The organism is Streptomyces sp. bgisy100 (assembly GCF_057709105.1).
In genome coordinates this window covers 106,017-123,211 of the sequence record NZ_JBYITE010000001.1, presented here as the reverse complement: position 1 = coordinate 123,211, position 17,195 = coordinate 106,017, and the positions used below count along the sequence as shown (strand labels likewise).

15 protein-coding genes are annotated in these 17,195 nt (G+C 72.9%); 5 read left to right on the top strand and 10 right to left on the bottom strand.

The features are described from left to right. Window positions 1-84 precede the first annotated feature (84 nt). From AC3EQ1_RS00625 to AC3EQ1_RS00610, 4 genes are read left to right on the top strand one after another with little or no spacing between them, the layout of a single operon-like run. Window positions 85-1,047: an ABC transporter ATP-binding protein gene (locus AC3EQ1_RS00625; RefSeq protein WP_432092235.1), complete on the top strand. Its 963-nt coding sequence runs from the start codon at window positions 85-87 to the stop codon at window positions 1,045-1,047. Next, window positions 1,037-1,957 (top strand): ABC transporter permease, encoded by a 921-nt coding sequence (locus AC3EQ1_RS00620; protein ID WP_432092234.1) that lies wholly within the window; start codon window positions 1,037-1,039, stop codon window positions 1,955-1,957. Before AC3EQ1_RS00625 ends, AC3EQ1_RS00620 begins: the two co-directional genes overlap by 11 nt. Beyond that, window positions 1,954-2,889 carry an ABC transporter ATP-binding protein gene (locus AC3EQ1_RS00615; protein WP_432092233.1) on the top strand — a complete coding sequence of 312 codons (936 nt, stop codon included), beginning with the start codon at window positions 1,954-1,956 and terminating at the stop codon, window positions 2,887-2,889. The genes AC3EQ1_RS00620 and AC3EQ1_RS00615 overlap by 4 nt, the downstream gene beginning before the upstream one ends. A gap of 14 nt (window positions 2,890-2,903) precedes the next feature. Then, window positions 2,904-3,623 (top strand): ABC transporter permease subunit, encoded by a 720-nt coding sequence (locus tag AC3EQ1_RS00610; protein WP_432092232.1) that lies wholly within the window; start codon window positions 2,904-2,906, stop codon window positions 3,621-3,623. Between the two features lie 181 nt (window positions 3,624-3,804). Here the strand turns inward: AC3EQ1_RS00610 and AC3EQ1_RS00605 are convergent, their stop codons facing one another. Then, the gene (locus AC3EQ1_RS00605) at window positions 3,805-5,859 is read right to left on the bottom strand and encodes a heavy metal translocating P-type ATPase (RefSeq protein WP_432092231.1); all 2,055 of its coding nucleotides are present in this window, start codon (window positions 5,857-5,859) and stop codon (window positions 3,805-3,807) included. Window positions 5,860-5,923: 64 nt separating this feature from the next. Between AC3EQ1_RS00605 and AC3EQ1_RS00600 the strand changes: the two genes are divergently transcribed. Then, window positions 5,924-6,274: an ArsR/SmtB family transcription factor gene (locus AC3EQ1_RS00600; protein WP_351508968.1), complete on the top strand. Its 351-nt coding sequence runs from the start codon at window positions 5,924-5,926 to the stop codon at window positions 6,272-6,274. A 243-nt stretch (window positions 6,275-6,517) separates the two neighbouring features. Here AC3EQ1_RS00600 and AC3EQ1_RS00595 read toward each other — a convergent pair whose 3' ends face one another. From AC3EQ1_RS00595 to AC3EQ1_RS00555, 9 genes are all read right to left on the bottom strand, one after another. Then, window positions 6,518-7,318 (bottom strand): HAD family hydrolase, encoded by an 801-nt coding sequence (locus tag AC3EQ1_RS00595; RefSeq protein ID WP_432092377.1) that lies wholly within the window; start codon window positions 7,316-7,318, stop codon window positions 6,518-6,520. Between the two features lie 119 nt (window positions 7,319-7,437). Next, window positions 7,438-8,715 carry a serine--tRNA ligase gene (gene serS / locus AC3EQ1_RS00590; RefSeq protein ID WP_432092230.1) on the bottom strand — a complete coding sequence of 426 codons (1,278 nt, stop codon included), beginning with the start codon at window positions 8,713-8,715 and terminating at the stop codon, window positions 7,438-7,440. A gap of 769 nt (window positions 8,716-9,484) precedes the next feature. Continuing rightward, the gene (pheA, locus tag AC3EQ1_RS00585) at window positions 9,485-10,420 is read right to left on the bottom strand and encodes a prephenate dehydratase (RefSeq protein ID WP_432092229.1); all 936 of its coding nucleotides are present in this window, start codon (window positions 10,418-10,420) and stop codon (window positions 9,485-9,487) included. Window positions 10,421-10,607: 187 nt separating this feature from the next. Further along, window positions 10,608-11,897: an iron uptake transporter deferrochelatase/peroxidase subunit gene (efeB, locus tag AC3EQ1_RS00580; protein WP_432092228.1), complete on the bottom strand. Its 1,290-nt coding sequence runs from the start codon at window positions 11,895-11,897 to the stop codon at window positions 10,608-10,610. Continuing rightward, the gene (locus AC3EQ1_RS00575) at window positions 11,897-14,272 is read right to left on the bottom strand and encodes a copper resistance CopC/CopD family protein (RefSeq protein WP_432092227.1); all 2,376 of its coding nucleotides are present in this window, start codon (window positions 14,270-14,272) and stop codon (window positions 11,897-11,899) included. The genes efeB and AC3EQ1_RS00575 overlap by 1 nt, the downstream gene beginning before the upstream one ends. A 12-nt stretch (window positions 14,273-14,284) precedes the next feature. Further along, window positions 14,285-14,731, bottom strand: a complete 447-nt coding sequence (locus AC3EQ1_RS00570; RefSeq protein WP_432092226.1) for a copper chaperone PCu(A)C — start codon at window positions 14,729-14,731, stop codon at window positions 14,285-14,287. Further along, on the bottom strand, window positions 14,728-15,372 hold the full coding sequence (locus AC3EQ1_RS00565; protein ID WP_388853616.1) for an SCO family protein: 645 nt from the start codon (window positions 15,370-15,372) through the stop codon (window positions 14,728-14,730). The genes AC3EQ1_RS00570 and AC3EQ1_RS00565 overlap by 4 nt, the downstream gene beginning before the upstream one ends. Before the next feature lie 45 nt (window positions 15,373-15,417). Beyond that, window positions 15,418-16,143: a YcnI family copper-binding membrane protein gene (locus AC3EQ1_RS00560; RefSeq protein ID WP_432092225.1), complete on the bottom strand. Its 726-nt coding sequence runs from the start codon at window positions 16,141-16,143 to the stop codon at window positions 15,418-15,420. A 113-nt stretch (window positions 16,144-16,256) separates the two neighbouring features. After that, window positions 16,257-17,120 carry a hypothetical protein gene (locus AC3EQ1_RS00555; protein ID WP_432092224.1) on the bottom strand — a complete coding sequence of 288 codons (864 nt, stop codon included), beginning with the start codon at window positions 17,118-17,120 and terminating at the stop codon, window positions 16,257-16,259. Window positions 17,121-17,195 lie beyond the last annotated feature (75 nt).

Sequence of the window (17,195 nt, the reverse complement as noted above, 5' to 3'; positions counted from 1 at the left end):
TACGGGACATCAGCCTCGAGTCGTACGCCGAACCAGCCGCCAGGTCTGACGTGAACTGTGGCGCCCGCCACTACCGTCGATGACGTGACTGTCATCGCGACCGAAAGCCTCAGCAAGCGGTTCCCCCGGGTGACCGCGCTCGACCGGCTCTCCGTGAACATCACGCCGGGCGTGACCGGCCTGGTGGGTGCCAACGGAGCCGGCAAGTCCACTCTGATCAAGATCCTGCTCGGACTCTCCCCCGCCTCCGAGGGGCGTGCCTCCGTCCTCGGCCTGGACGTCGCCACCCAGGGCGGCACCATCCGCGAACGTGTCGGCTACATGCCGGAGCACGACTGCCTCCCGCCCGATGTCTCGGCCACCGAGTTCGTCGTGCACATGGCCCGCATGTCCGGGCTGCCGCCCGCCGCCGCCCGGGAGCGCACCGCCGACACGCTGCGCCACGTCGGCCTCTACGAGGAGCGGTACCGCCCCATCGGCGGCTATTCCACCGGTATGAAGCAGCGGGTGAAACTCGCCCAGGCGCTGGTCCACGCCCCGCAGCTGGTCCTGCTCGACGAGCCGACCAACGGACTCGACCCCGTCGGCCGCGACGAGATGCTGGGCCTGATCCGCCGGGTGCACACCGACTTCGGCATCTCGGTCCTGGTCACCTCCCACCTGCTCGGCGAGCTGGAGCGCACCTGCGACCACGTCGTCGTCATCGACGGCGGCGCCCTGCTCCGCTCCAGCTCCACCAGCGACTTCACCCAGGCCACCGCGACCCTCGCGGTGGAGGTCACCGACAGCGAGCGGCACCCGGACGGCACCGGTGCCCTGCGCACCGCCCTGGCCGCGGCCGGCATCGAGGTGCACGCGGGCGGCCGCGCCCCCGGTGCGGGGCACGTCCTGCTGCTCGACGCCGCCGATGACAGCACCTACGACACGGTCCGCGACACCGTCGCCGAACTCGGCCTCGGCCTGGTGCGCATGGAACAGCGCCGTCACCACATCGCCGAGGTCTTCCGTTCGGAAGAGCAGAACGGAGGAGGCCGCGATGCAGCCTGAGACCACCGCCCCCGCCGTAACCGCCCAGGGCGGCGATCCCACCCGCATTCACAACATCGGCTACCGCTCGTACGACGGTCAGCGGCTCGGCCGGGGCTACATCCGGCGCTCGCTCTTCGTGCAGAGCCTGCGCGGTGCCTACGGCCTCGGCCGCTCGGCGAAGTCCAAGGTCCTGCCGATGCTGCTGTTCGCCGTGATGTGCGCGACCGCCACGATCATCGTCGCGGTCACCATCTACGCCAAGTTCAAGAAGCCGCTGGTCGACTACACCGAGTACGCGATGATCATGCAGGCGGTGATCGGGCTCTATCTGGCGTCCCAGGCCCCGCAGGCCGTCTCCCGGGATCTGCGCTTCCGGACCATGGCGCTCTACTTCTCCCGCCCGATGGAGCGCGTCGACTACGTGCTCGCCAAGTTCGCGGCGATGGCCTCGGCCCTGTTCATCCTCACCGGCGCCCCGGTCCTCATCCTCTATATCGGAGCGCTGCTCGCCGAACTCGACTTCGCCGAGCAGACGAAGGGATTCGCGCAAGGCATGGTGTCCGTCGCACTCCTCTCGGTGCTCTTCGCCGGCATCGGGCTGGTGGTCGCCGCGCTCACCCCGCGCCGCGGCTTCGGTGTGGCCTCCGTCATCGCGGTGTTCACGATCCCCTACGGCGCGGTGAGCACCATCCAGGCCATCGCCGTCTCCCAGGACAACGACACCGCGGCCGGCTGGCTCGGACTCTTCTCCCCGGTCTCGCTCATCGACGGTGTGCAGAGCACGTTCCTGGGCGCCGATTCGCGCTTCCCCGGCGGCGCCACCCCGCCCGGAACCCTCGCCGGAGTGGTCTACCTCGCCGTTGTCCTCGGACTGATCGTGGGCTCCTACGGCCTGCTGATGCGCCGCTACCGAAAGGTCGGGCTGTGACCTCCCTGAACATCGACCACGTGTCCCGGTGGTTCGGCAACGTCGTCGCCGTCAACGACGTCACGATGACGATCGGCCCCGGTGTGACCGGGCTGCTCGGCCCCAACGGGGCGGGCAAGTCCACGCTGATCAACATGATGGGCGGCTTCCTGCCCCCGTCGACCGGCTCCGTCACCCTCGACGGCGCCCCGGTCTGGCGCAACGAGCAGACCTACCGGCAGTTGGGGTTGGTCCCCGAGCGCGAGGCGATGTACGACTCCCTCACCGGTCAGGAGTTCGTGGAGGCCAACGCCGAGCTGCACGGGCTGCCCAAGCCGGCCGCCGCGGCCCGCGAGGCGATCGCCACGGTCGAGATGGAGTACGCGCAGAAGCGCAAGATCTCGACGTACAGCAAGGGCATGCGGCAGCGCGTGAAAATGGCGTCCGCCCTGGTCCACCAGCCCTCCGTGCTGCTGCTCGACGAGCCGTTCAACGGCATGGACCCGCGGCAGCGGATGCAGCTCATGGAGCTGCTCCGGCGGATGGGCGACGAGGGCCGCACGGTCCTGTTCTCCTCGCACATTCTGGAGGAGGTCGAGCAGCTCGCCAGCCACATCGAGGTGATCGTGGCGGGGCGGCACGCGGCGTCCGGTGACTTCCGCCGGATCCGCCGGCTCATGACGGACCGGCCGCACCGCTACCTCGTACGGTCCAGCGACGACCGGGCCCTGGCCGCGGCGCTGATCGCCGACCCGTCCACGGCGGGCATCGAGTTCGACGTCACGGACCCCGCCGGGCCCGGCGGTGGCGGACTGCGCATCCAGGCCGTCGACTTCGCGCGCTTCACCGAACTGCTCCCGCGGGTCGCCCGCGAGCACGGCATCCGGCTCCTCACGGTCTCGCCTTCCGACGAGTCCCTGGAGAGCGTGTTCTCCTACCTGGTCGCGGCCTGAAGGAGCCTGAACCGATGTACAACTCCACGGTCGCCCGGCTCACCTACCGGGCCCTGCTCGGCCGCCGCCGGGCACTGATGCTGTTCGCCCTGCCGGCCCTGCTGCTGATCCTCGCGGTGATGGTCCGGGTGCTGACCGGCGCCGACGACCAGATCGCGGCCCGTGTGCTGGGCGGATTCGCGCTGGCCACCATGGTGCCGCTGATCGGTGTGATCGCCGGTACGGGCGCGATCGGCCCCGAGATCGACGACGGTTCGATCGTCTATCTGCTCTCCAAGCCGGTGAAGCGGCACACCATCATCCTCACCAAGCTGATCGTGGCCATCGGCGTCACCGTCGTCTTCTCGGCGGTGCCCACCCTGGTGGCCGGCTACATCCTCAACGGCAACAGCCAGCAGGTCGCGTCCGCCTACGCGGCAGCGGCGGCGGTGGCCTCGGTGGCGTACGCCGCGCTGTTCCTGCTGTTCGGCACCCTCAGCCGGCACGCGGTGGTCTTCGGACTGGTCTACGCCCTGGTGTGGGAGTCGCTGTTCGGCAGCCTCGTCCCGGGCGCCCGGACGCTGAGCATCCAGCAGTGGGCGCTCGCCCTGGGGCACAAGCTCGACCCGGGGAACCTGATGTCCTCGGACGTCGGGGCGACCTCCGGCGCGGTGCTGCTCGTCGTCGTCACCCTGGGCGCCACCTTCTACGCGGGCCAGAAGCTCCGCGGGCTCACCCTGGCCGGCGAGGAGTGACGGCGCGTCCGCGGTGACGCGGGCGTAGAAGTGAGGAAGGGGGGTGCGCGGTTCGGCGCACACCCCCTTCCTGCTGGGTTCCCGTGTTGGGGGGCCGGTAGCTCAGCCTCGTACGGGCAGGAGCCGGGCCGCCGTAAGGACCGGTCCACCGCCGTTCCCCGGCAGTCCCCGCTGACCCCGCTCAGTGCGGCACGGAACCGGGGGACGGCACGGAACCGGGGGAGGCCGCCCCGGACGCCGCCGTCTCCGCCGCGGGCCCGGCGCCGGCCTCGGGGCGGTGCGTTCCGGACGGGTCCACCGGGCCGGACGAGTGGGGCGCGCCGGACTCGGCGCCGAACGGTGCACGCAGCATCCGCAGACCGTTGAGGGCGACGAGGACCGTGCTGCCCTCGTGCCCCACGACTCCCAGGGGGAGCGGGAGTTCGCCCAGCGTGTCCCAGGCGACGAGCCCCACGATGCAGCACCCGGCGATGACGAGGTTCTGCACGACGAGCCGGCGCGCGCGGCGCGACAGTTCGATCACCGCGGGCACCGAGGTCAGTTCGTCACGGACGACGATCGCGTCCGCCGCCTGGAGCGACAGATCGGCGCCCGTGCCGCCCATGGCGATGCCGACATGGGCCGTGGCCAGGGCCGGGGCGTCGTTCACCCCGTCGCCGACGAGCAGCACCCGGCCCCCGCCGGCGCCCAGTTCGGACACCGCCGCCACCTTCTCCTCGGGCAGCAGCCCGGCCCGTACCTCCTCGATGCCGCACGCGGCGGCCGTGTGCTCGGCGGGGCCCCGGGCGTCGCCGGTGAGGAGCACGGGCGTACGGCCGGTCAGCGCGGTCAGCCGGGTGACCGCCGCAGGGGCGTCCGGCCGGGGCCGGTCCGCCACCACGAGCGTGGCCACGACCACTCCATCCACGCCGACCTGCACCGTTGTCATGGCGGACGGTGCCTTCCCGGGTGCCGCGGCGGAGTTTTCCACAGGGCTTTCGGTGGGTGCGGGGCCGGCCGCATCCTGATCCGGGCGGCCGACGGTCACCCGCCGATCCTTGACAACTGCCTCGACTCCGAAGCCCGTCCGGGACACGAAATCCCGGACGGGGTACGGGACCAGCCCGCGCTCGCGTGCCGCCGCGACGACAGCGCGGGCCACAGGGTGCTCGCTCTCGGCCTCCACCGAAGCCGCGAGCCGCAGGGCCTCCGCCGGGCCCCGCACCTCCACCACCCGGGGTGCGCCCTGGGTGACCGTCCCCGTCTTGTCCAGCGCCACCACCGTGGTCCGTCCCAACTCCTCCATGACCACGGCGGACTTGACGAGAACGCCGTTCCGTCCGGCGTTGGCGATCGCCGCCAGCAGTGGCGGCATCGTCGACAGCACCACTGCGCACGGCGAGGCCACGATCATGAAGGTCATGGCGCGCAGCAGGGTGGGCTCCAGTGCGGCCCCGAAGGCCAGGGGCAGCGCGAAGAGCGCCAGCGCGCCCACGACCACGGCCAGCGAGTAGCGCTGCTCGATCCGCTCGATCCACAGCTGGGTGGGCGCCTTGGTCCGGGACGCCTCCTCCACCATCGCCACGATCCGGGCGATCACCGAGTCGGACGGATCGCGCTCCACCCGCACCCGCAGGGACCCGCGGCCGTTCAGGGTGCCCGCGAAGACCTCGTCCCCCGCCTCCTTGTCGGCGGGCAGCGGCTCCCCGGTGATGGTCGACTGGTCGACGTCCGACCTGCCGCCGAGGACGCGGCCGTCCGCCGCCACCCGCTCCCCGGGCCGGACGAGGACGACGTCACCGACCGCCAGCTCCGCCGCCGCCACCCGCTCCTCGCCGCTGGAGCGGATCCGTGTCGCGGTCTGCGGCGCCAGGTTCAGCAGGCTGCGCACGGAGGCCTCGGTCCGGGCGGTGGCGACCGCTTCCAGGGCTCCGGAGGCGGCGAAGATGACGATCAGCAGCCCACCGTCGAGGACCTGGCCGATCGCCGCCGCGCCCAGCGCCGCGACCACCATCAGCAGGTCGACGTCCAGGGTCCGTTCGCGCAGGGCCCGCACACCGGCGAGCGCCGGTTCCCAGCCGCCCGCGGCGTAGCAGACCGCGTACAGGGTTCCCCGGAGCGGGCCGGGGGCTCCGGCCGCCTGGGCGCCCGCGGCGGCGGCGAAGGCGGCGAGGGCGAGCGCCGCCCACCGCACCTCGGGCGGAAGGCGACGCGGTTCGGTGGCGACGGAGGCATCGCGCGCTGCGGTGATCGGCATGACGCCAGCATAACTGCTCACATGAAGAGGCCTTCATGCTTTGGTGGCGAACTACGATGCCCGCATGGGACATGGGGTGGACGACCGGCGGGAACCGGCACGGCTCGACGAGCGGAGCGCGGCCACCGTCGCCGAGACCCTCCAGGCCCTGGCCACACCCAGCCGCCTGCTGATCCTCTCCCGCCTCCGCCAGGGGCCGTGCGCGGTGACGGAGCTGGCGGACGCGGTGGGCATGGAGCAGTCCGCCGTCTCCCACCAGCTGCGGCTGTTGCGCAACCTCGGGCTGGTGAGCGGCAGCCGGCAGGGCCGGTCGATCGTGTACAGCCTCTACGACAGCCATGTGGCCCAGCTGCTCGACGAGGCGGTCTACCACATCGAGCACCTGCGGCTGGGCGCGAAGGACGCTCCGGCCTGAGCCCGGGCGGACGCCCGACCGGGGCGGACACCTGACGTCGAACGGGCCCACGCGCCCGACCCCCGGGCGGACGCCTCGCCTCCTACGGACCCGACCCGGACGGACGCCGGGCGTCACCAGGAGCGGAGTCGAAGGCCCCGTTACCGGCCCCGGACCGGACTTCGGTCCGGGACGCCGACCGGCCGGCCCCTGCCGGCGGACCGGCAGGTAGCCAAGGACCCTCCCGGCCCGCTCTCCCGGGGCTCAGCCGAGCGGGAAGAGGCGCTCCAGGACGACGGCGATGCCGTCCTCGTCGTTCGACGCGGTGACCTCGTCGGCGATGGCCTTGAGCTCCGGATGCGCCTGGGCCATGGCGACGCCGTGGGCCGCCCAGCCGAACATCGGGATGTCGTTCGGCATGTCGCCGAAGGCGATGGTGTCCGCGGCCTTGAGCCCGAGCCGCCGGGCGGCGAGCGAGAGGCCGGTGGCCTTCGTCAGGCCGAGCGGCAGCAGTTCGACGATGCCCGCACCGGCCATCGTCACGCCCACCAGGTGCCCGGCCACGCCGAGGGCCACCCGGGCGAGTTCGTCGTCGTCGAGGTGCGGGGACTGGAGGTAGAGCTTGTTCAGCGGGGCGGACCAGAGCTCCGCCGGGTCCTCGTAGGCCACCACCGGAAGGGGGCCCTCCTGCACCCGGTAGCCGGGGCCGACGAGCACCTCGCCCTCCAGGCCGTCCCGGCTCGCGGCCAGCGCCAGCGGGCCGGTCTCCGCCTCGATCTTCGCCAGGGCCAGCCCCGCGAGCTGCCGGTCCAGGGTCACCGAGGTGAGCAGCCGGTGCTCACCCGCGTGGTAGACCTGACCGCCCTGCCCGCAGACCGCGAGACCCCGGTAGCCGAGGTCGTCCAGGATGTGCCGCACCCAGGGCACCGCCCGCCCGGTGACGACGATGTGGGCGGCGCCCGCCGCGGTCGCCGCGGCGAGCGCGTCCCGGGAACGCTGCGAGACCGTGTCGTCGGCGCGCAGCAGCGTGCCGTCGAGGTCGGTCGCGATCAGCCGGTAGGGCAGCCCGGCGGAGCCGTCCGGCGACGCCCCGCGGGCCGCCGCACCCGGCGACGGGTGGACGGCCCCGGGCCGCGCGCCGGAGCGGGCCGGGCCGGACGGATGGGCCGAGCTGTGGGTGGAGCTCACGCGGCGACCGGCTCCAGCACCTCGCGGCCGCCCAGGTACGGACGCAGCATCTCGGGGACCCGCACCGAGCCGTCGGCCCGCTGGTGGTTCTCCAGCAGCGCCACGATGGTGCGCGGCACCGCGCAGAGCGTGCCGTTGAGCGTGGCCAGCGGACGCACGTGCTTGCCGTCCCGCATCCGGACCGACAGCCGGCGGGCCTGGAACTCGTTGCAGTTCGAGGCGGAGGTCAACTCGCGGTACTTGCCCTGGGTGGGGATCCAGGCCTCGATGTCGAACTTGCGGGAGGCCGAGGCCCCCAGGTCACCGGTGGCCACATCGATCACCTGGAACGGCAGCTCCAGGCCGGTCAGCCACTGCTTCTCCCAGTCCAGCAGGCGCTGGTGCTCGGCCTCGGAGTCCTCCGGGGTGACGTAGGAGAACATCTCCACCTTGTCGAACTGGTGGACCCGGAAGATGCCCCGGGTGTCCTTGCCGTACGTACCGGCCTCGCGGCGGAAGCAGGGGGAGAACCCGGCGTAGCGCAGCGGCAGCTTGTCCGCGTCGACGATCTCGTCCATGTGGTACGCGGCGAGCGGGACCTCGGAGGTGCCGACCAGGTAGTAGTCGTCCTTCTCCAGGTGGTACACGTTCTCGGCGGCCTGGCCGAGGAAGCCGGTGCCCTCCATGGCGCGCGGCTTGACCAGCGCCGGAGTGAGCATCGGGGTGAACCCGGCGGCGGTGGCCTGGGCGATGGCGGCGTTGACCAGGGCGAGCTCCAGCAGGGCGCCCACACCGGTCAGGTAGTAGAAGCGCGAGCCGGAGACCTTGGCGCCCCGCTCGACGTCGATGGCGCCGAGCAGCTGGCCGAGTTCGAGGTGGTCCTTGGGCTCGAAGCCCTCGGCGGAGAAGTCGCGCGGCGCGCCGACGGTCTCGAGGACGGTGAAGTCCTCCTCCCCGCCGACCGGGACCTCCGGGTGGACGAGGTTCCCGAGCTGGAGTACGAGGCGCTGGGTCTCCTCGGCGGCCTCGTCCTGCTCGGCGTCGGCGGCCTTGACCGCGGCGGACAGTTCGCCGGCCTTCTTCAGGAGCTCGGCCTTCTCGTCGCCGGAGGCCTTGGGGATGAGCTTGCCGAGCGACTTCTGCTCGGCTCGCAGCTGGTCGAAGCGGACGCTGGACGACCTGCGCCGCTCGTCGGCGGAGAGCAGTGCGTCGACGAGGCCGACGTCCTCTCCACGGGCGCGCTGGGACGCGCGGACACGGTCGGGGTCCTCACGGAGCAGACAAAGGTCAATCACCCCCCCAGGCTACCGGTGCGCGCTGCGGGCGCTCGACTCGATATTCCATTGCGCACCATTTTGACCGTTATGCCGGAAAAGGTGGAATCGCGAAGAAGGCTGTGGAGACGTTCCCGCGCATTCACTCGGCGGGCGCGTGAGCGTCAGCCCGGCGCCCGGGTTTCCCTCGCTGGAGGGGCAGTTGGGAGGTGCGTTGTCCACAGGTCGGTGGCTCGGTCAAGGCTTTATCCACAGGCTGTGAGAAAGGGCTGTGGAAGTCGGAATTGATCATTCCGCCCGCTGAATGCTGGGCAATGGATTCCCTTCTCAAACCCCCCTCACACACTCATTCGGGTGGGAATGACTCCCTCCAAAGAGTTGATCAGGGGAATTGGACTGACGAAAGGCGACCTGGAGTGCTGTGGGGTGAGGTGGGTGCTGTACGGCTATTTGTCGACCTTGTCGGGTTCGCGTGTCGACTTGTCCCCAGGTCGAGAACCGGGCCTGTGGATAACTCGGTGGATAACTTGGTGAACACCGCTGGGGCACCGGCCGGGCACCCGCCGCGGAGCGCCGGGAGGCACCGGGACCGGCCGTCCGCCGTGAGCACGGAGACCTCAGGAACGGCCGTCCGCGGGAGCGAAGAGACATCAGGGCGGCCACCCTCGGAGTTCCGGGAAGCGGTCGGGAGCGCGACGGTCACGGTCGGCTGCGTCAGGGGTCGGCTGCTCAGGACCGGCGGTGTCGGGACCGGCGGTGTCAGGAGAGGCCCCGCTCGGCAACGAGGGTGTCAGGAGCGGCCGTCGAGGCAGCGGGTCAGCCAGTCCGCCGCCGCGGAGAACTCGCGGTCGGAGGTGCCGTGCCGCAGCGCCGCCACATCGGTCGGGTCCACCCCGGCCCGCGGATACGACCCCAGGAAGCGCACGTTCGGGCAGATCCGCTTCAGGCCCATCAGCGCCTCGCCCACCCGCCGGTCCGTGATGTGCCCCTCGCAGTCCACCGAGAAGCAGTAGCGGCCGATGCCCTCGCCCGTGGGCCGCGACTCGATCCGCATCAGGTTCACCCCGCGCGCCGAGTACTCCTGGAGCAGTTCGAGCAGCGCGCCCGGGTGGTCGTCGCCCAGCCAGATCACCACGGACGTCTTGTCCGCACCGGTCCGGGCCGCCGGCCGGGCCGGGCGCCCGGCCAGGACGAAGCGCGTCGCCGCGTTCTCGGCGTCGTGGATCTCGGTGACCAGCGGCTCCAGCCCGTACTTCGGCGCCGCGAACTCGCCCGCGAACGCCGCGTCGTACCGGCCCTCCTGCACCAGCCGCGCCCCGTCGGCGTTCGAGGCGGCCGACTCCCACAGGGCGTCCGGCAGATGCCTGCCCAGCCAGTTGCGCACCTGCGGCTGGGCCACCGGGTGACCGGTCACCGTCTTCACGTCCGACAGCGTGGTTCCCGGCCGCACCAGCAGAGCGAACGCGATCGGCAGCAGCACCTCGCGATAGATCATCAGCGGCGCGCCGGTGGCCAGCTCGTCGAGGGTCGCGGTGACGCCGCCCTCCACCGAGTTCTCGATCGGCACCAGTGCGCCGCCCGCCTCCCCGGACCGCACGGCGTCCAGCGCCGCGGGCACCGACACCATCGGGACCAGCTCGCGGGTCGCGGCCTCCGGCAGGGTCCGCAGCGCGGCCTCCGTGAAGGTTCCTTCGGGCCCGAGGTAGGTGTAGCGGCTGGCCGACATCGTGCGTGGCTCCCTTGGATCGGGGGACGCCCATCCCCTGTGTGCGGCGGGGGGTCTTCCGAGGCGAGGCCCCGGAACGGGACCCCGGTCCGGTTGCTCGCCACGATACCCAGCCGCCGTACCGGCCCGTGCCGCGTCCGGCAGCCGGGACCCGCACGGGGGACGGCTCCACGGCCGCTCCGGTCCGTCAGCCCTCCAGCAGCGGCTGCCCCACGTACTCGCCCGGGGCGCAGCCGCCCGGTACGGCGAACAGTCCGCTCGCCTCGTGCCGGATGAACCGCGACAGGGCGTCGCCCCGGTCCAGCTTGCGCTGCACCGGCACGAAGCCCCGGTACGGATCGGCCTGCCAGGCGATGAAGAGCAGCCCGGCGTCCGGGGCCCCGTCGCCGTCGAAGCCGTCGTGGAAGGAGAACGGGCGCCGCAGCATGGCCGCCCCGCCGTTCGCCTCCGGCGCGGAGATCCGGGCGTGCGCGTCGGCCGGGATCACGATCCCGCCCGAGGCGTCCCGCTTCTCCAGGTCCATCGGCGTCGTCTCGGTGCCGCCCGTGAGCGGAGCGCCGTCGGACTTCCGCCGCCCGATGACCTGCTCCTGCTTGCCGACGGGCAGCTTCTCCCAGTCGTCGAGGAGCATCCGGATGCGCCGGACCACCGCGTACGAGCCGTGTGCCATCCAGGACGGTTCGCCGCCCGACGGCACGAAGATCCGCTGCGCGAAGTTCTTCTCCGTGGGCTTCGGGTTCTTGGTGCCGTCGACCTGCCCCATCAGATTGCGGGCCGTCATCGGATGGGAGGTGGCACCGGGCGCCCGGTTGAAGCCGTTCATCTGCCAGCGCAGCCGGGCGGCGTCGCCGGTGTCCTTCTGCAGGGCCCGCAGGGCGTGGAAGGCGACCAGCGCGTCGTTCGAGCCGATCTGCACCCACAGGTCCCCGTTGCTGCGCTCGGGGTCCAGCGCGTCCGAGCTGAAGTCCGGCAGCGGATCCAGAGCCAGTGGGCGCTGCTTCTCCAGGCCGGTGCGGCCGAAGAAGGACCGGCCGAAGCCGAAGGTCACCGTCAGGGAGGACGGCCCGGCGTCGAGGGCGACGCCGGTGTCGTCCGCCGTCGGGCGGCCCGCCATCAGTGCCTCGGCCGTCCGCGACCAGCGCCGCAGCAGCGCGGCCGCCGCCTTCCGGTCCGCTCCGGGGGCCAGGTCGAACGCCGCGAGGTGGCCGGCGGCCTGCAGTGGAGTGGTGATGCCCGGCTGGTGCCGGCCGTGGAAGGCGACGGCGCTGGAGCCCACCGTCGCCAGCGCCGGGGTCTCCGCCCGGGCCGCGCTCCCGCCGAGCACACCGCCCGCGGCGCCCACGGCCAGCCCGGCGGCGCCGGCCGCGCCCGCGGTGCCGAGCAGCCTCCGCCGGGAGAAGCCCCCGGCGTCCGGCCCGGACAGGGCCGGGGAGTCCTCCGGTCGGGAGATGTCCTGGGAGTCGTTCGCGCCCGTCATCAGCCGATCTTCATCTTCTTGGTCTCGGTCACCTGGTCGATCTCCGAGGTACGCACGGTCAGGGACACCTCCCACTCGCCGGCCATCGGGAGCTGGAGGCGGTTGGACACCCAGTGTCCGGTCTCCAGATGGAACGGCTGGACGGGCAGCGGCCCGAGGTCACGGGAGTCCAGCCGGAAGGCGAGCTTCACCTCCGGCACGTCCAGCGCCTTGCCGTTCGGCCGGCGGAGCTTGAGGTCCAGGGTGTTGGAACCGGTGAGTCCGGGCTCCAGGGAGAGCCGGGCGGTGCCCCTGCCGTCCGCGCCCCCGGTGTCGAAGGGGATGGTCGCCGTCGCGCGGCGTACCGCGGGCACCGTCGGCGTACCGTTCCCGGACCGGGCCGCTTCCTCCGTGCGGCCCGGTTCGGTGCTGGTCAGCGCGGTGGTCACGGCCAGCAGCAGCACGGCGACAGCGGCCTCGGCGAGCACCGTGCGACGCAGCCCGGAGCGCTCCGGGTCGGCGTCGCGGACGCGCTTGCTGCGGGCCGCCTCCCGGGCGGACCGCTGCCGGGCGAGCTGGGCGGCGCGCTTCGGGTCGGGCGCGTGCTTCGGGTCGGCGGGCTCGGAGTCCGGGTCTCCGGACTCCGGCTGCTCCGTCCCCTCGGCCGAATCCGTCCCCTCGGCCGGCTGCGTCCTCCCGGCCGGCTCCGGGGCGTCGGCCGGTGCCTGCACCGTGTCGGCCGGGGCGGCTGCCTGAGCCGGCACCGCGGCCTTCCCGCCCGCTGTCTCCCGGGCCTGTGCCGTCCCGTCCGATGTCTTCCCGGCCGACGTCTCCCCGGCCTGTGCCTTCCCGGCCTGGGCCTCTCCGCCCGGTGCGTCACCGCCCGGCGCCTCTCCGGCCCGCGCCTCAGCCGCCCGGGCGGGCACGGTCGCCATCTCGTCGGCGGGCTCCGCCTCGGCGTCCGAGACCTCCGCCGCCGCGTCCGGAACACGCTCCGCTCCGGCGTCCGAAGCCTCCTCCGCTTCGCCGCCCGGGGCCCGCTCCGCCGCGGTGTCCGCCCGCTCGGCCACTCGCGCGTCCTCCCCGGCCGTCCGCGCGTCCTCCGCGAGCACCCGGGCGGCCTCCGCCTCGGGCGCCACGGAAGCCGAGAGCCGCGCCGTCCAGCGCCGCGACAGCCAGCCGACCGCGAGCAGCACCGCCACCAGCGCGACCTTGACGAGCAGCAGTTGCCCGTACGACGTCGAGGTCAGGGCCTTGACGGAGCCGACCTGGCGCCATGACTGGTACACCCCGGTCGCGGCGAGGACGACGACGCTGCCGAAGGCCACCCGGGAGAAGCGGTGGACCGCGGCCCGTTCGACGGCCGGGCCCCGGTACAGCGCGACCAGCAGCGTGGCCAGCCCGCCCAGCCAGCCGGCCACCGCGAGCAGATGGAGGACGTCCACCGGCATCGCCACATTGGGCTGGAGCCCGGTCGACGCATGCTCGGCGAGCGCCCAGGTCGCCGCGAGCCCGGCCGCGACGACGGTGCCGCCCATGCCCAGCCCGACGGCGAGGTCCCGGCGTTCCCGGGGGTCCTCGCGCCGGGTGAACGCGCCGAAGAGCACCGCGACGAACAGCGCGGCGGCCCCGAGCAGCAGCAGCCGGGAGACCAGCGCCGCCCCCGTCTTGGTCTCCAGGACGGACTGCAGCCCGTCCAGGTCGAAGGCGTCGGCGAGCTTCCCCGAGCCGGTGTACGGGGTGCGGAGCAGCAGCAGGGCCAGGGTGGAGGCGGTCAGGGCGACCCAGCCCTGGACGACCAGCCGCTGCACCGCCCGGACGCGGGCCCCGCCCGGCCAGCAGGCCAGCAGGAACGCGGCGCCGCCGACCAGCACCACGAAGCCCGCGTAGGCGAGGTACCGGGCGATGGCATAGAGGGCGCCGACCGGCCCGCCGCCCGGCTTCTGGTCGGGCACCCCCGCCGAGGTCTTCGAGGGGGCGCCGATGGAGAAGGTGAACGCCCCGGCCACCGGGTGGCTGTCGGCCGAGACGGCCTGCCACGCCACGGTGTAGGTGCCGTCCGGCAGCCCGGAGCGCAGTCCGACCCCGTACCGGACGACGTTCCCGCTGCCCAGGTCGCGCACCTTGGCGGTGTCCACGCGCTTGCCCTTGGGGTCCAGCACGCGGATCGAGTCGTCCGACAGGGCGACGCCCTCGGAGAAGGTGAGGCTCACATCCTTCGGCGCGCTGCCGACCACCGCCCCCTGCTTGGGATCGCTGCCGGTCAGCGCGGCGTGCGCCGAGGCCGGGGAGGCTCCGGCGAGCAACGAGCCGAGCAGCGCCGCCGCGAGCAGCAGCAGCGTCACGGCCGCGGAGCGCGCGGAGCGGCGGTCCAGGGAGGGGGCGGCGGCTGGCATGGCGTCAGTCCCTCACTTGTCCGGGGTGTAGTTGGTCGCCACGACGGGGACCTCCAGGGTGATCGGGTCCGAGGCGGCGAAGTGGAGCACCACGGACACCTTCTCCCCCTTGGCCGGCTTGTGTTCGAGTTTCATGAACATCAGATGGGTGCCGCCGCGGGCGAGCCGGAGCTCACCGCCCGCGGGGACCTTCAGCGACGACACCTGGCGCATCGTGTTGCCGACGGTCCGGTGCATCGTCACGTCACCGGCGAAGTCGCTGGTGACCGAGGTCAGCTTGTCGGCGGTGTCACCGGTGTTCCGGACGACGACATAGCCGCTGGCCATGTCGGCCATCACCGGCTGGGGCACGTACGCGCCCTCCGCCTTCAGTTCGGCACCCGAGCCGGAACAGCCCCCCAGCGCCAGGCCGGCGGTGAGCGTCACGGCCGCGGCCAGGGCGCTGCGCCGCCGGGTCACGGTGTCCCGCCCTTGATGATCTTCGGAAGGTCCTTGGCGTACTCGTCCGCCGTGGTGTCCTTGTCGTAGATCGCGTGGCCCTTGTCGTCCTTCGGGGAGAAGGCGACGACGCGGGGGCTGTGCGAGGAGACCCAGGTCCCCTTCACCTTCTTGGGCTGGTCCAGGTAGATGTTGACGGCGCGGGCGCCCGCCTGGATGGTGTCGAAGTCGCCGGTGAGCCCGATGAACGACTTGTCGTTCTGGGCCAGCCACTTGCCCAGTTCCTTCGGGGTGTCCCGCTTCGGGTCGGAGCTGACGAAGACGACGCGCAGCTCCTTCCGTTCGGCCGGCGACAGCTTCCGCAGGGCGAGGGAGATGTTGCTCATGGTGAAGGGGCAGGCGTCCGGGCAGTGCCGGTAGCCGAAGTAGAGCAGGACCGGGTGGCCCTTGGTCTCCTTGATGAAGTCGTACTTCTTGCCGTCGGTGTCCGTCAGGACCAGATCCGGCTTGTCGAGCGGGTTGTCGAGGACGGTCGCGGCCTTGGTCGGCCCCGCGGAGACCTCGGCGACGGACGAGGACTCGTCGTCGCCGCCTCCGCAGGCGGACAGGGTGAGGGCCGCCGCCGCGGCGAGCGCGGCGGCGGTCAGGCTGGTCTTGCGCATGGAGGAATACCCCGGATTGTGGTGTGCGGGCCCGGTACGGCCGGGTCAGGAGGAGCGGCGGCGGCCGGCGAGGAAGCCGAAGGCCAGCCCGGCGGCGCCGATGACGATGCCCACCACGCCGAGCACCCGCGCGGTGGAGTCGCTGCCGGCGGCGGCCTTCTCGCCGTGGCCGGACTCCTCGGACCCGGAGCCGTGGTCGTGGCCGCCCTTGGCGTCCGCCGCGGAGCCGTGGGAGTGGCCCTCACCGGTGGGCTCGGTCAGCGCCAGTACCGGCGCCGGGCTCTCCGGCTCCTCGCCGTTCTCCTTGGGCGCCTCGATCCAGCGCACCGTCTCGTCGTTGTCGTAGGTCTGGATGGCCTTGAACACCAGCTGGTCGGTGTTCTCCGGCAGCTGGCCGACGGCGAGCGGGAACCGCTGGAACTGGCCCGGCCCGATCTTCCCGCCGGTCCAGGTCACCTTGGTGACGGCCTCGGTGATCTTCTCGCCGTGCATCTCGATGGGCTTGTCGAGCTTCTCCTTGGTGACCTTGACGTCCCAGCCCGGCACCGGCTCCGGCATCACCGAGGCGAGCGGGTGGTCGGCCGGGAGGTTGAGCTCGAGCTTGTCGGTCGAGGCGTTGTCCCGCTCGTTGGGCACCTTGACGGCGATGGTGGCGAAGCCGCCCTTCTCGGCCTCGCCCTCCACGGTGACGTGGGCGAAGGCCGGGCCGGCGAGGAGCAGGACGGAACCGGCGGTGACGCCGCCGACGAGGGAAAGACGCGAGAGGTTCATGGTTTGCGGACACTCCACAGGAAGGATCGGTCGGTGATCTGCGCGCGTACGGCTGCGGCGCGACGACCTCCCGACGGATGAGCCGGAGCTACCGGTTCCCGGGGGGTGCCGCGTCAGGCCGCGAGGACGGTGGCCGGCGGACCCCGGCGGCTGACGGAGTGCTCCAGGACGAGCGACCGCGGCCCGGACTTTCCGGTCCCGTGGGCCGGAGGTACGGGCGGCAGGGCGGCGGGCGATCCGGGAAGCCCGGCATGGAGGGCGCGTACAAGCACAAGGGCGGCGCGCAGCGAACGGACGAGCGCCCCCTCGGCGAAGCCTTCCGAGACGCCCCGCGCCGACAGCCGGACCAGCCGGAAGAGCGCGGCCTCACCGCGCCTGAGCAGCAGCCCCAGCGCGACCGCCGCGAGCAGATGGCCCAGCAGCATCGGCAGCGAGGGGACCAGGTCCCCGACGCCGGGCGGCGGGGCCGGCACGGCGGCGTGCACCGCTCCCGTGGACGCCGCGTGGGCTTCGGCGGCATGGGCCCCGGCGCCATGGGCTCCGGCGGCGTGGGCTGGATGGTCCGGGCCGGAGGTGCTGATGATCCGCCGGGCCTCGGCGGCGGTGAGCCGCACCGGACCGGCGTCCCCGCCGCACACCAGCCGGGCGGCGAACGAGATCAGCGCGCTGTTCGAGGGCCGTCCCGCGGGCGGCGATGGGGCCGACGCGGTCTGCTGGCCCAGCCAGAACAGCCCGTGCAGGGCCGACTGGCCGACCGCCAGACCGGCGGAGATCCCCGGCAGTGTGCGCTCCCGCCCGGCGAGCGGCGCGGCCGCCGCGAGGACCAGGAGGAAGCCGGTGATCAGGGTCCAGGCGGGAACGCCCGAACAGGACGCCAGCGCGTGCCCCGCCATGGACAGCGCGACGCAGACCGCGGCGAACACCGCGGCCCTGAGCAGTCGCAGATCGGCGCCGACGCGCGCGACGGGGGCAGACATGGCCGCGCCATCATCCCACCGCACCCGCCCGCTCCGGACGGCAGGGGTGGGGGGCGTGGGGGAGCGCACGGCCCG

What these genes read in the sequence shown, in the direction of transcription:
- AC3EQ1_RS00565 (WP_388853616.1), bottom strand. Translation starts at nt 15,372, where the DNA reads ATGCGCAAGACCAGCCTGACCGCCGCCGCGCTCGCCGCGGCGGCGGCC.
- AC3EQ1_RS00600 (WP_351508968.1), top strand. Translation starts at nt 5,924, where the DNA reads ATGGGACATGGGGTGGACGACCGGCGGGAACCGGCACGGCTCGACGAG.
- AC3EQ1_RS00575 (WP_432092227.1), bottom strand. Translation starts at nt 14,272, where the DNA reads ATGCCAGCCGCCGCCCCCTCCCTGGACCGCCGCTCCGCGCGCTCCGCG.
- AC3EQ1_RS00555 (WP_432092224.1), bottom strand. Translation starts at nt 17,120, where the DNA reads ATGTCTGCCCCCGTCGCGCGCGTCGGCGCCGATCTGCGACTGCTCAGG.
- AC3EQ1_RS00605 (WP_432092231.1), bottom strand. Translation starts at nt 5,859, where the DNA reads ATGCCGATCACCGCAGCGCGCGATGCCTCCGTCGCCACCGAACCGCGT.
- AC3EQ1_RS00610 (WP_432092232.1), top strand. Translation starts at nt 2,904, where the DNA reads ATGTACAACTCCACGGTCGCCCGGCTCACCTACCGGGCCCTGCTCGGC.
- efeB (WP_432092228.1), bottom strand. Translation starts at nt 11,897, where the DNA reads ATGACGGGCGCGAACGACTCCCAGGACATCTCCCGACCGGAGGACTCC.
- AC3EQ1_RS00560 (WP_432092225.1), bottom strand. Translation starts at nt 16,143, where the DNA reads ATGAACCTCTCGCGTCTTTCCCTCGTCGGCGGCGTCACCGCCGGTTCC.
- pheA (WP_432092229.1), bottom strand. Translation starts at nt 10,420, where the DNA reads ATGTCGGCCAGCCGCTACACCTACCTCGGGCCCGAAGGAACCTTCACG.
- AC3EQ1_RS00620 (WP_432092234.1), top strand. Translation starts at nt 1,037, where the DNA reads ATGCAGCCTGAGACCACCGCCCCCGCCGTAACCGCCCAGGGCGGCGAT.